The organism is Magnetococcus marinus MC-1 (assembly GCF_000014865.1).
GTDB classification, from domain to species: Bacteria; Pseudomonadota; Magnetococcia; order Magnetococcales; family Magnetococcaceae; genus Magnetococcus; species Magnetococcus marinus.
In genome coordinates this window covers 299,915-312,702 of the sequence record NC_008576.1, presented here as the reverse complement: position 1 = coordinate 312,702, position 12,788 = coordinate 299,915, and the positions used below count along the sequence as shown (strand labels likewise).

The window sequence follows — 12,788 nt, the reverse complement described above, 5'->3', positions numbered from 1 at the left end:
CGCTGCACACCTTTAACCCCTCGTCATATCCCTATTTGGGCTGTACCGTCGCGCGCACCTCTTCGGCGGTAAACTGCTTGGCCGTCTGTAATAGATAGATCTCGTGCTGTGTCTCTTCAATCACCCGCTCATAGAGCGCCTGTAGTTCTGGGTTTACCGGCTGCTGCTCTTCTACCCCCAAGCGATAGAGCATCATTTTATTTAAAAAATTATGTAAAATATGGTGAACCGCACTCATCGTAGCCTGATAGAGTTGAGCCTTCTCCCGCTCCTTCTTCTCTATGGCCAGATGGTCCATTCGAATAATCACAAACAGCATGGCACTGGTTAGCACCACATAGATCCACCCCTTAAACGTCTGTATAATGCCCATCAATTGAGCATCACTCACCAAAAACTCCAAGACCCGGTCAGAAACAAAAATCCATAACACCCCAAACAGGGCATAAAAGAGGGTGACTTTATAGTGGATCGGTATACGTGACATAACAAACCCTCTTGAGACGACAGCTTCAACACTTTTGCGCTAACATCAATCACCATAACGCACAAAGCCCAGCAAGAAGGCCAAGCTCTGACGATGGAGCGTACCACCTATGCGCACGTGGCACCCAAAAATAGGGAAAGATCTATGCCTATTAGTCCTCCACCCGTTCTGTGAAGTTTCTCTTAAATCATGTTTATAATGGCATCAACACCTTATCGCAGCCCCCCATAGGGTGAAAAAATTTTCGGCGGATTGGACGCAAAGGGATTATTGACCGATTCGCTGGAATAGCGACTGCCATAGCGACCAAAAGGGTTGTTAATGGAGTCGGGCGAATAACGGCTGCCATATCGACCATAGGGGTTGGACACCGAGTTAGGATCATAGCGGTTGTTGCTCAATGTACCAAGATAGCGCCCATCTGCACCAAACAACATGGGGGGACCAGCCACCGCGATTTGGGCCAGCAAAGAGATACCAATACCTATAAACAGACCGATTATCGTCGCCTTTTTCATAACATTCTTCCTTATATGATCTTATCAATATATAATTGTTTTACATGCCGGTAGCATAAGGCATCCCCAAACCGAGTTCAAGCCTCTTCTCCCACCCCTCAACAAACCACCAATACCCTACCGTCATAATCCACCAAATTTGCGCCACATCACCAGCGCCCTTCTGCCACAGGAATACCCATGACAACAAAGCCCCATCTCGCAGGAGATGGGGCTTTGTTTATCAGCGCGGCATGCGATGGGGATTAGGCGAACAGACTCTCTAACTGAGCGATGCTCTCTTCCAAAGTCGAGGGCTCCTCCACCGACTGCTTCAAAAAGGTACGTATGGGCTCAATAAACCGAATGGCCCGGTCAATGCGCGGGTTACTGCCCGCCACATAGGCACCAATATTAATCATATCCTCGGCCTTAACATAGGTGGCCAAAATTTCCCGTAGTTGACCGGCAGCCCGTTTATGCGCCTTCTCCGACAGCCCCTCCATCAAACGCGACAACGAACCGTTGACATCAATGGCGGGGTAGTGGTTGGCCGCCGCCAGATCCCGCGACAACACAATGTGACCATCCAAAATACCCCGTACCGCGTCAACAATGGGATCCTGAATATCATCCCCTTCCATCAACACCGTATAGATGGAAGTAATCGAACCACGCCCTTGATCCCGTCCCCCCCGCTCCAACAGGCGGGGCAACAGCATAAAGGTTGAGGGTGGATAACCACGACTGGTAGGGGGCTCGCCGGTGGCCAAACCCACCTCCCGCTGCGCCATGGCAAAACGGGTAATGGAGTCCATCAACAACAGCACATCCTTTTGCTGGGCACGAAAAAACTCGGCAATGGCCGTTGCCATATACGCCGCCCGCAAACGCAATAACGGAGGTTGATCCGAGGTGGCGACAATCACAATGGAACGCGCCATGCCCTCAGGGCCCAACTCATCCTCAATAAACTCCACCACCTCGCGCCCACGTTCACCGATCAGGGCAATCACATTAATATCCGCCGCCGTATAGCGGGCCATCATACCCAACAGGGTGCTCTTGCCCACACCGGTTCCGGCAAAAATACCCAAACGCTGGCCCCGACCCACGGTAAGCAGACTGTTAACCGCCCGCACCCCAAGATCCAAAGGCTCCTCAATCTTGCGCCGCAACATGGGATTGATCGGCGCGGCATGCAGGGGTACATGATCATCCAAATGGGGTAAGGCGTGACCATCCAATGCCTCGCCCATGGGTCCAATCACCCGACCCAGCAACTGCGGCCCCACCGGTACCTGCTCCGCTCGACCCTGGGAGATAATCCGCGAACCCGGAAAGATCCCCTTAATAGAACCCAGCGGCATCAACAATACCGACTTGTCCCGAAAACCCACCACCTCGGCCTTAACCACCTCGCCATTCTCACGAACGACATCGCACATCTGACCAATGGAGACCGCTGGACCATTGCCTTCAATAAGCAATCCCACCACCTTTTTTACCCAACCCAAGCGGTGAAAACCCAGATCTTCCTGCGCCACCTGCGCATAAGCACCCCAGGGTAGCCTAAGGGGATGCTCTTCCGTCGGCGTCTGTGCCATGGAGATCATGGTTGAAACTCCTTATCTTCTTCATCCAACAGACCCTCAAACAGCGCATCTTGATCCTCATCGCTGCCTTGATCCGCCAACATCTGCGCAATATCATCCATGGCATCTTGCTCATCGGCATCCAGCAAAGCGGCCAGATCCTGCTCCACATCCTCACCTATCTGGGTCAACGCCGCCGCCTCGGCTGGGGTGGCAGAACCCAAAGCACCCGCCTCCAGCGCCGCTAAGGTCGCACCAGTGCCATACTCTTCCTCTTCATCCGCAACCTCATCCACATCGGCCAGCACATCGGGTTCATCATCCCCAACATCATCATCCAACAAGGCCGAGAGATCCTCCTCCACACCCTCACCCATCTGAGTCAGGGCCGCCGCCTCGGCTGGGGTCTTCGATCCATGAGCACCCGCCTCCATGGCTGCCAATGTCGCGCCAGTGGTGCCGCTGGTTAGGGCTTCCTCATCCCACGCCGCTTCATCCAGCTCATCCAGCTCCGCCGCCGCCTGCTGTGGCCGCGCCTTGGGCATGCCAGAGAGCTCACCGGGGCCGATGATGCAGGCGTCATCATCCTCTTCATCCCCTTCGTTTTCCTCGGTTATATCCCCACCCAAGAGATCTAAGGCCGCATTGGCCTCCTGGGCCTCACTCTCATCAATCAGGGTGCTTAAATCTTCGGCCACCTCTTCGCCCAGCGAGGTCATTTCATGAACCTCTTCAGGCGTGTCGTCACTGCCCCCAGCCTCCATGGCTGCCAGCGTTGCACCGGTGGTATCGTTGGCATCAGGCTCCTGCAAATCGTCCAGTTGCTCGACCTCTTCCTCTTCATCCAGAGCAATCTCCCCCGCGCCGACGGCGGCATCATAGAGCTCCGGTTTCTCTAAGCGCTCTTCCAAAAAGGCGCGAATACCGTTCTGCATATGGGCCAGCCGGTCAGAAATATCATCCTCAATGCCGCCGAAATTGCTCTCTAGGCGGGCCGTACCCTGGGGTACCATGGGGTCCCCTATAATCTCCAAACCCTCAAAGGAGGCACTGGCACCCAACAGCTCAACATCCTTGGGGTTTAGGTGAATGCCCATACGATCCCGCGTCGCCACCTCACGCATAAGACGATGAATGCGGGCCTTTAAGCTCTCCACATTGACCGATACCTCATGGGCCAGCAGCTCCTGCAACAACAGGATGCACGATTCCACCATAAACTGTTCACTGGCGGCAAATACACGCTGCGGTAGGCCGTCCAGATCTCGGATGATCCCCTCCAAGCGAGGCACCCGAGCGGCCATCTCCTCTTCCATCTTGCGCAGGCCCGCCTCCATACCCGCCTGTTCCGCCGCCGCAAATACGCGCTGATAGAGCTCCCGCTCCAGCGCCTCATCACGGCGTGTCTCGGCCTCGACCTCATCAATAATGGGCTCGGGTTCCTTGACCTTTAACGAGGGGAGTTTGCCGTTGGGCAGATAACCAACAAAGGCCCCACGCATGGGGTCTGGCTCGTGCTTGAGTAGTGCCGCAAAGCCGCCTTCAACGGTAAGCCCGCTGCGGTCGCGATAGAGGTGGGTTTTTTGACTCATGGTACGCCTCTTCCTTGATAGGACCATTAGCCCCGCCACTGGGGGGGGCCATAACCCTTAGAGACTGGAACCTCCAACGAAGATCCCAATAGGGTCCAATCCGTGGACCTTTATCCCGCTGGGTGCCCAGCGGGGGGCACCCATTACTACAATAGCCCTTATAGAACCACGTCGTCGCTGCCTTTGCCCATGATGACAATGGCACCATCGGCCTCCAACTGACGTGCGACCTTGAGAATCGCCTGCTGCGCCTGCTCCACATCGGACACCTTCACCGGACCCATCATCTCCAGATCCTCGCGCAGCATCTCCGCCGCCCGCTCCGACATGTTGGTAAAGAACTTCTCTTTAAGACGATCGTCGGTGCCTTTAAGGGCGGTGAGCAGCTCGTCGTTAGAGACCTCTCGCAGCAGGGTCTGGAAGCTCTTATCATCCATCAACAGCAGATCTTCAAACAGGAACATCTCCTTACGCACATCTTCGGCCAGCGGATTATCCTCTTCATCCAAAAAGGCCAACAGCTTGTCGGAGGTATCCCGGGGCATAAGGTTGAGCAGTTCGGCCACCTTTTTCACACCACCACCACCCTCGGAGGTGTAAAGCCCCCGTGAGGCCCCCATCGCCTCCAGCTCCGCCAGCAGTGACTCTTCAATATCCTCCAGCGCACCGGGGGGTAGATTGCCCAGTTTGGCCATGCGATAGATCACCTCTTGCTGCACCTCAGGGGCCAGATAGTCGATGATAAACGAAGCCTGCTCGGCGTTGAGCTGCGAGATAATCAGGGCGATACTCTGGGGATGTTCATTCGCTAGAAAAGTCGCCACCAGGGTGGGTTCCATCTCGTTGAGAATCTCCCAAGGGGTGTTTTTCGGCCCCTGTTGCAGCTCCTTGAGCAGATGCCGCCCCTTCTCTTTGCCCAGTACTTTGAAGATCAAATCCTTGACCTTCTGCATACCGCCGCGAACATTGAAAGATTGGTTCTCAAAGAGGGAGAGAAACTCTTCGCGCACCGCTTTAACGGTCTCTTCATCCATCTGCCCCAAGCGGGCGATGGTACGGGAGATCTCTCGGATCTCATCCTCACTCATCCCTTCCATGATCTTTTTTGCATCATCATCTGGAAGTGAAAGAATGAAGACCGCCGCTTTTTCCTTGCCGGTGAGTTTCATGGTTGCCTGGCTCCTTGCTCCCGTTGGCGTTAGCGCCAAGGATGGTTCGGTTCCTTCCGAACCCTATTCCACAGCCTGCCCGCGAATGGACAGGCTTTTAAGCGGTTCACTGGGCATCCTCGCCCAACCAACCCCTCGCATAGGTCTGCCGAATGGGTGATCCGTCACCCATCCGGCAGTGTCATCAAACCGGCATGGCACTCTGCATCCTGCGTGGCCTGCCCATTTGGTTATCACTTGCACCCCTCTGTGGGGGGTGTGCGGCGGGTGGCATGCCGGCCACCCGCCTTTTAAACACTGCTTAGTAGCTATCCTGCGCCATCCAAGAGCGGATGATCTCACGGGCCTCTTCCAGGTTATCCGCAATCATCTGCTGGGCCAACTGTAGGCTCCGATCAGGAATCTTCATGCGTATGGGCGAATCGACCGGAATCGTGCCTACACCTTCAGCTAGCAACTGCCGTTCCAAATCTGCAACCGTACCGGGCAGGCGGTCGTCCTGCTCCTCTTCGGGGATCAGCAGCTTGGTCACCAGCGGACGCATGACGAAGAACACCAGCAGGAAAGCAAGCAGGGCAATGGCACCATATTTGGCCATCTCCAACTGGAACTCCCGCGACAACCAGGGGCTCTTCACATCCAAGGGTGGTGGCAGCGGCTCAAAGGCGGTATTGGTTACCTCAATACTATCCCCACGCTTGGCGTCAAAACCCACCGTCTGCATGATGATACGCTTGAGCTGCTCCATCTCCTCTGTCGAGCGCGGCGTATAGACCGCTGGCTTTTCAGGATCAATGTTACCATCCTTATCCTTAACCGCTTCGTAGGTGCCATCAATCATCACCGCCACGGAAAGACGACGAATATCACCCACCGCTTCTTGTACCGTTGTAACCTTTTTGGGTACCAAGAAGTTGACCTGCTCACGCTCCACATCCCGCGTCTGCTGCGAGCCGGTACCACCGGCCACCGCCGTCTGGTTGGGATCGTTGGGGATCACCCCAGGGACGCCACCGGTGCCAAACATGCCACGGCTGGATTCCGTAACCGTATTGGTGCTTAGCGGCACCTGACCATCGGGATCATAGGACTCCTCTTGACGCTGCTTTTTGTCCAGATCCAACTCAGCGGTAATACGGATAATGGACTTGTCTGGACCCAATACCCGATCCAGCAGGCTCTGCACCCGCTCTTCAATCTTCTTCTCTTTCATGCTTTGCAGTGCCAAAGCATCATCCGTGGGCATGCGCCCATCCAGATCTTCGGTCTTACCGCCCGCAATCAGATTACCCTTTTGATCCAGCAGGGTCACTTGATCTTGACTCAACCCTTCTACCGCGCTGGCCACCATGTGGGTGATGCCATCAATCTGGGTCTTGTTCAGAGCGTGGGTAAGCTCCATCACCACCGATGCAGTGGCGGTGCGCTCTTCGGCTGCAAACATGGACTTTTTCGGTAAAACCAGGTGTACCCGCGCCTTTTCTACAGCCGCAATGCTCTCCACCGAACGGGCCAGCTCCCCTTGCAACGCGCGTTGATAGTTCATGCGCTGCACAAAGTCGGTCATGCCCATCAAACTCTGGTTATCGAAGATCTCAAAGCCTACCCCGTCGGTGCTCTTGGGTAGGCCAGCTTTGGCCATCTCCAGTCGCACATCGTAGACCTTATCTTCAGGGATGCGGATGGTGGTACCCCCGCTGCCCAGCTCATAAGGGACACCCAGCTTGCCCAGCTGCTCCACAATGCGGGCACTCTCCAGATCCGGCAGGCCGGAGTAGAGCACCTTCATGGAAGGCCGTGTGGCAAACCAGATGATCGCCGCCAAGATGAATACTGACGCCATTGCGGCAATGATAACGCCATTACGCCCCGTTAAGGGCAAACTACCAAATAGCCCACCCAGGGAGGGCTCTTCTGCCGAGGCTCCGCCTTCAGCATCATTGGGTGTCTCTGCCATGATCTTCGTCCCACGTCAAAAGCAGTAATGCCCACGCCGCGCCCAATCCCTTGGCTCGGCGCCTTCGCCGGGGCCATCCTGGCCCTACGAAGTAAATAATTCCGGATCAACCGGTCTGCGTACAGACCTTAGACCGGCATGTTCATAACCTCTTTATAAACCTCAACCGCCTTGTTACGGGTCTGCACCAACAGCTGCATATGCAGCTCGGCGGTCGCCCCCGCAATCTGCGCCTCATGCAGGCTTACCCCGGCATTACCGAGCATCGCCTTTTCACCCAATACGCGCGCCTTCTTCTCCAGCTGCTGGGTCTCTTTAATCTGCTGGGAAAGCAGGGTGGAAAACGACTCCCACGGCCCCCCCGCTTTGGTGCTACTCAAACTCATGCCCTTACTGAGTTGGGCAATGTTAGGCAGTTGCGGTAGTGCAGCTATTTTCATGATCTATCCTCCCCTTAACGTCCGATTTCCAGCGCTTTAAGCGCCATCTGCTTCGAGGCATTGAGCACCGACACATTGGCCTCGTAAGAGCGGCTGGCGGACATCATGTTGACCATTTCGGTCATGACATCAATGTTGGGCATGGCCACATAACCATCGGCGTTGGCATCGGGATGGTTGGGATCATACTGCAACCGGGGTGGCCGATGATCCACATTGACCCGATCCACCGCCACACCAGTCGCCCCCGCCGACTCCTCGCGGGTTAGATAATCCTGGAACGGACGGGACATAAAAACCGGATCACGCCGCTTGTAAGGTCCCCCTTCTGGGGTGCGGGTGGTCTGTGCATTGGCCACGTTTTCGCTGATGATGTTCATGCGAAGACGCTGCGCCGCCAAACCCGATGCCGTCACCTTAAAGGATGTTAAAAAATCCATGCTGCACCTCTGAGCCAAGCTCGTTCGAGGTTGTCACCCATCCGTGGTGGTTATGGCCCGCTCATCCTTGAGCTGTCGACCCCATTAATCGGTTGCTTAACGCACTTCGCCGCGAATCGCCATCTTCATCTTGGTAATCTGGCCATTCAGAGATTGAGTGGCATAGTTATAGAGCAGTTGGTTGGCGGTCTGCCGAGCCATCTCTTGCTCCATATCAACACTGTTCATATCTCCCTTAGAGATGGGCGTTTCCACCTCTTGTATCTCACCGGACGCCGCTAAAAAACCTTGGGCGGGCAGATGCCGTGGATCGCTACGTGCCATGGGCAGATCCCCATCCCGCGGGGTCGATTTAGCCAACTCCTCTTCAAAGCTTAAACGACGCGCTTTGTAGCCGGGGGTATCTGCATTGGCAATGTTGGCAGCGATGATATCCTGACGCCGTTGGCGCAGATCCAGTAAATTAGCCTTAAATGCCCCGCTGTTGCCCAGCAGTCCAAATCCGGACATGGTATGCCTCCAGTCACGTTATTGACGGTTCAACACCGGTTCCCACCACCGGTTATCCCTGAAACTGCACGGCTTGTGCCAAATTCCAGAATCCTTCCTCGACGCCCTAACGAGCCTACTCTTCACAGTTTGTGCCAAAGGGGGGAGCCAACAGGCCCAATCAAACGGAAAAAGTGGCGGGGTTCAGAGGATTTATCCCACTCAAACAAAAAGCCCCCCTCAGTTTGACCAAGGGGGGCCTTTATGCCGAACAACAAAACTTGGGCCGTACCTTAAAGCAGCGAGGCACAGACCCGAACTTGGTTATTTATAGAAGGACTCTTTCAGCAAGGTTAGCTGTTGATCCCCCACTTGATTGGGAAAAGGGATCGGATACTCCCCACTAAAACAGGCATCACAATAGTCCACCCGTTTGGCATTCAGGGCGCTGTAGAGACCCTCAAGGGAGATATAACAGAGGGAGTCTGCGGTAATGTAGCTGCACATCTCGCTCACAGTATGGCTAGAGGCCAACAGCTCCTGTCGAGTTGGGGTATCAATGCCATAAAAGCAGGGGTTGGTGGTGGGGGGCGAAGAGATGCGCACATGCACCTCGCGGGCACCCGCAGCCCGCACCATTTTAACAATTTTACGGCTGGTGGTACCCCGCACCACCGAATCATCCACCAATACCACCCGCTTGCCTTTAAAAATGTGGGGGTTGGCATTGAGCTTAATCTTTACCCCAAAATGGCGAATCTGCTGCTGAGGTTCGATAAAGGTACGTCCCACATAGTGGTTACGGATAATACCCAGCTCAAAGGGTATGCCCGACGCCTGGGAAAAACCCAACGCCGATGGCACCCCAGAGTCCGGCACCGGAATGATAACATCGGCCTCTACCGGTGACTCTTCCGCCAATTTAGCACCAATCGCCTTACGCGCATTATAGACGTTGATGCCATCCAGGTTAGAATCAGGACGGGCAAAGTAGATATATTCAAAAACGCAAAAAGAGCGCTTCTGTTTTTGGAATGGAAAGTAAGAGCGTATGCCGTCGGGGCTAATGACCACCATTTCGCCGGGTTCCACATCCCGCCAGAACTGAGCCTCGATCAGATTAAGGGCACAGGTTTCTGACGAGACCACAATGCCCTTCTCGCCCACCTTGCCCAGTACCAGCGGGCGCAGACCGTGGGGGTCACGCACCACAATGATCTGGTTCTCATCCATCGCCACCAAGGCATAGGCACCCTGTACCTGTTTGAGCGCCTCCACCAGCCGATCCGAAAAGGTGTTCTCCCGCGATAGCGCGGTCAAATGCACAATGACTTCGGTATCCATGGTGGATTGAAAGATCGAGCCGCGACGTTCCAGCATGCGGCGCATCTCGGTACCGTTGACCAAGTTACCGTTGTGGGCAATGGCCAAACCACCGTCGGCGGTATCCACCACCAGCGGTTGTAGGTTACGGCTGTTGGCACTACCCCCGGTGGTGGAGTAGCGCACATGACCGATGGCCTTATCCCCCTCCAGGGCGTCCAACTCTCTCTGTTTGAAAACGTCTGCCACCAAGCCCTGACCACGGGTGGTGTGAAAGATGCGATCTTGCACCGAGACGATGCCACCGGACTCCTGCCCCCGGTGCTGCAAAGCGTAAAGACCCAGATAGGTCAAATTGGCGGCTTCGGCATGGTTGTAAACACCAAACACGCCACACTCATCATGAAAATGTTCGTCGGTAGGATCAAACAAGGGTCAATTCCGCTCTATGGTCGTACGTGGTATGGCAAAGGTCCATACACCCCCAAAGTCACTGCGTCGGTAAAATGGCGTAGTGACCACGAGCTGGGCCTGCGTTGTAATAGCTACCCCACAGACCCGCCATTAACGCGCTGTTAGCATATCGTAAACATGCAGCCTGCGCTTTAAAAAAGACGTGTTACTTTTTCTACCTGCTTATGGATCATAATCGGTGCCGGTAGCTCCGCAGGGGGGGCTTCCAATGGCCGATGCAACCAAGCCTCCAACGTGCGTTCATCGGCCTCCCAGGTGGGCACCGGCACGGTCTGAATGCGGGTGGGACGTTCATCCCCCTGCACCCGCAACATGGAGTCCGACGGTTGCAGAATACTTAAACGCCATGCACCCTGGGCAAAATGCTGCGCCAAGACGGAGCGTTTCATCACCCCTTGGGGTGGTCCACCAAAGGCCATCACCGTGCTAAACCCAATCAAGATGACCAGCATACCACGAACCAGGCCAAAGCTCATCCCCAGGATGCGATCTTGCCAGTTTAATTGAGCGGGGGCAATGGCCCAATTCAACAGATAGCCAATTCCCCATACGGCCATTAAGGTACTGATAAAGACCAACGAAATGGCCATAATACGCACCATCTCTGCATCGGCCACATAGTGGCCCAGATGAGCGGCTAAGCGGCCACTTAAAAAGGTGGTGGCAATGAACGCCAACACCCAACCAATCAGGGCGAACACCTCGCGAAAAAAGCCCCGGTTTGCGGCTAGCAGCAAAACAGAACCGAGGATGAAAATCAACAGATAATCAAACCAGATCATGGGATACCTCGTTTCACTAAAAAGATAGCTGTAAATCCATGGTATGTAACACGCTTATCGGGCCCCACCGTACCCTGCGGGCCGACCACGGCTTACATCCCTAAAACCCCTTCACCTTCATGCCAACAGCGCAATAGCATCTTCAATCAGCGCCACCGGATGCAGGGTAATACCCAACCCATCGGGCACCCCTTTCATACTTTTTTTTGGTAAAATACAGCGGGTAAAACCTAATTTTTGCGCCTCTTTTAAACGGGTCGTCGCGTGGGAGACCGCCCGCACCTCCCCTGCCAGACCCACCTCGCCCAGCACCACCATGCCAGGGTCCAGACTAATGTTTCGCAACGCTGCATAAAGGGAGAGCGTCACTGCCAAATCCGCCGAGGGCTCATTGATGCGAAATCCCCCCGCCACATTCAGAAAAATATCGTGGTTAAACAGCCCCAACCCCAACCGTTTCTCCAACACCGCAATGAGCATCGCTAAGCGGTTGGTATCTATCCCCACCGTGTTGCGCCGGGGTTGGGGGAGCGGGCTGGGGGTAACCAGGGATTGAATTTCAATCAAAACGGGCCGTGTGCCCTCCAACCCCGCATAAACCACCGAGCCCGCCGCTCCACCTACCCGCTCGGCTAAAAACAGCTCTGAAGGGTTGGTTACCTGCGCCAAACCGTTCTCACGCATCTCGAACACGCCAATCTCATTGGCCGCCCCAAAGCGGTTTTTAACCGCCCGTAAAATACGGTAACTATGGCCCCGCTCCCCCTCAAAATAGAGCACCGTATCCACCATATGCTCCAAAATACGCGGACCAGCAATCTGCCCCTCTTTGGTCACATGACCGATGAGAAAGAGCGCCATATTGCGCCGCTTAGCCCACTGAATCATGCGCGAGGCACACTCCCGCACCTGGGTCACCGTGCCCGCAGCAGAGGGAATTTCATCCCCGGCGATGGTCTGGATTGAGTCCACCACCAGCACATCAGGCTGCTGTTTATTTACCGCCTCTTCCACCGCCTCTAAGCGGTTTTCCATGAACACCCAAAAGTTGGCGCCATCCACCCCCATGCGCTCCGCCCGCAGCTTGAGCTGTATCAGCGACTCTTCACCCGAGACATACAACACCCGCAGGCTGGTGCTCAATTTGGCCAACGCCCCCATGAGCAAGGTCGATTTACCGATGCCTGGATCCCCACCAATTAAGATGGCGGCCCCAGAGACCAAACCCCCACCCAGCACCCGATCTAGCTCTGAGATCCCAATTTGAATGCGGGGGGCTTCACCCCCCGCCACGCTATCCAGAGTAATGGGCTCCATGGCCACCCCAAGGGTGGGATGGGCCGCACGCGCCCCTTTTTTAGCCGGGGTAAATGCCTTGAGACTGTTCCATGCTTGGCAGGTGTGACATTTTCCTTGCCACTGACTGTACTCTGCCCCGCACTCGGTACAGACAAACTGTTCTTTTGCCTTAGCCATAGCGATGGGTCACTTCTCTCATCCATGTTCAGGTTTGGAAAAATAGCCTCACACGTCGCCCCACTGG

12 protein-coding genes are annotated in these 12,788 nt (G+C 55.1%); all 12 read right to left on the bottom strand.

Annotation, left to right across the window (positions count from 1 at the left end):
* Positions 1–31: 31 nt before the first annotated feature.
* On the bottom strand, positions 32–487 hold the full coding sequence (locus MMC1_RS01440; protein WP_011711973.1) for a hypothetical protein: 456 nt from the start codon (positions 485–487) through the stop codon (positions 32–34).
* Positions 488–699: 212 nt separating this feature from the next.
* Positions 700–1,005: a hypothetical protein gene (locus tag MMC1_RS01435; protein WP_011711972.1), complete on the bottom strand. Its 306-nt coding sequence runs from the start codon at positions 1,003–1,005 to the stop codon at positions 700–702.
* A gap of 245 nt (positions 1,006–1,250) precedes the next feature.
* Positions 1,251–2,600, bottom strand: a complete 1,350-nt coding sequence (locus MMC1_RS01430) for a FliI/YscN family ATPase (protein WP_011711971.1) — start codon at positions 2,598–2,600, stop codon at positions 1,251–1,253.
* The gene (locus MMC1_RS01425) at positions 2,597–4,171 is read right to left on the bottom strand and encodes a FliH/SctL family protein (RefSeq protein WP_011711970.1); all 1,575 of its coding nucleotides are present in this window, start codon (positions 4,169–4,171) and stop codon (positions 2,597–2,599) included. The genes MMC1_RS01430 and MMC1_RS01425 overlap by 4 nt, the downstream gene beginning before the upstream one ends.
* A gap of 158 nt (positions 4,172–4,329) precedes the next feature.
* Positions 4,330–5,340, bottom strand: a complete 1,011-nt coding sequence (gene fliG, locus MMC1_RS01420; protein ID WP_011711969.1) for a flagellar motor switch protein FliG — start codon at positions 5,338–5,340, stop codon at positions 4,330–4,332.
* 301 nt (positions 5,341–5,641) lie between these two features.
* The gene (fliF, locus tag MMC1_RS01415) at positions 5,642–7,297 is read right to left on the bottom strand and encodes a flagellar basal-body MS-ring/collar protein FliF (protein WP_011711968.1); all 1,656 of its coding nucleotides are present in this window, start codon (positions 7,295–7,297) and stop codon (positions 5,642–5,644) included.
* 128 nt (positions 7,298–7,425) lie between these two features.
* Positions 7,426–7,737, bottom strand: coding sequence for a flagellar hook-basal body complex protein FliE (gene fliE, locus MMC1_RS01410; protein WP_011711967.1), 312 nt, complete (start codon positions 7,735–7,737; stop codon positions 7,426–7,428).
* A 14-nt stretch (positions 7,738–7,751) separates the two neighbouring features.
* Positions 7,752–8,177 (bottom strand): flagellar basal body rod protein FlgC, encoded by a 426-nt coding sequence (flgC, locus tag MMC1_RS01405; RefSeq protein WP_011711966.1) that lies wholly within the window; start codon positions 8,175–8,177, stop codon positions 7,752–7,754.
* Positions 8,178–8,273: 96 nt separating this feature from the next.
* The gene (gene flgB, locus MMC1_RS01400; RefSeq protein WP_011711965.1) at positions 8,274–8,687 is read right to left on the bottom strand and encodes a flagellar basal body rod protein FlgB; all 414 of its coding nucleotides are present in this window, start codon (positions 8,685–8,687) and stop codon (positions 8,274–8,276) included.
* Positions 8,688–8,990: 303 nt separating this feature from the next.
* Positions 8,991–10,421 (bottom strand): amidophosphoribosyltransferase, encoded by a 1,431-nt coding sequence (gene purF, locus MMC1_RS01395; protein WP_011711964.1) that lies wholly within the window; start codon positions 10,419–10,421, stop codon positions 8,991–8,993.
* A gap of 173 nt (positions 10,422–10,594) precedes the next feature.
* Positions 10,595–11,245, bottom strand: coding sequence for a CvpA family protein (locus MMC1_RS01390; RefSeq protein WP_011711963.1), 651 nt, complete (start codon positions 11,243–11,245; stop codon positions 10,595–10,597).
* 117 nt (positions 11,246–11,362) lie between these two features.
* On the bottom strand, positions 11,363–12,721 hold the full coding sequence (radA, locus tag MMC1_RS01385; RefSeq protein WP_011711962.1) for a DNA repair protein RadA: 1,359 nt from the start codon (positions 12,719–12,721) through the stop codon (positions 11,363–11,365).
* Between the last annotated feature and the right edge of the window lie 67 nt (positions 12,722–12,788).

Coding starts and splice junctions, on each gene's coding strand:
- MMC1_RS01440 (WP_011711973.1), bottom strand. CDS start 487: ATGTCACGTATACCGATCCACTATAAAGTCACCCTCTTTTATGCCCTG.
- MMC1_RS01435 (WP_011711972.1), bottom strand. CDS start 1,005: ATGAAAAAGGCGACGATAATCGGTCTGTTTATAGGTATTGGTATCTCT.
- MMC1_RS01430 (WP_011711971.1), bottom strand. CDS start 2,600: ATGATCTCCATGGCACAGACGCCGACGGAAGAGCATCCCCTTAGGCTA.
- MMC1_RS01425 (WP_011711970.1), bottom strand. CDS start 4,171: ATGAGTCAAAAAACCCACCTCTATCGCGACCGCAGCGGGCTTACCGTT.
- fliG (WP_011711969.1), bottom strand. CDS start 5,340: ATGAAACTCACCGGCAAGGAAAAAGCGGCGGTCTTCATTCTTTCACTT.
- fliF (WP_011711968.1), bottom strand. CDS start 7,297: ATGGCAGAGACACCCAATGATGCTGAAGGCGGAGCCTCGGCAGAAGAG.
- fliE (WP_011711967.1), bottom strand. CDS start 7,737: ATGAAAATAGCTGCACTACCGCAACTGCCTAACATTGCCCAACTCAGT.
- flgC (WP_011711966.1), bottom strand. CDS start 8,177: ATGGATTTTTTAACATCCTTTAAGGTGACGGCATCGGGTTTGGCGGCG.
- flgB (WP_011711965.1), bottom strand. CDS start 8,687: ATGTCCGGATTTGGACTGCTGGGCAACAGCGGGGCATTTAAGGCTAAT.
- MMC1_RS01390 (WP_011711963.1), bottom strand. CDS start 11,245: ATGATCTGGTTTGATTATCTGTTGATTTTCATCCTCGGTTCTGTTTTG.
- radA (WP_011711962.1), bottom strand. CDS start 12,721: ATGGCTAAGGCAAAAGAACAGTTTGTCTGTACCGAGTGCGGGGCAGAG.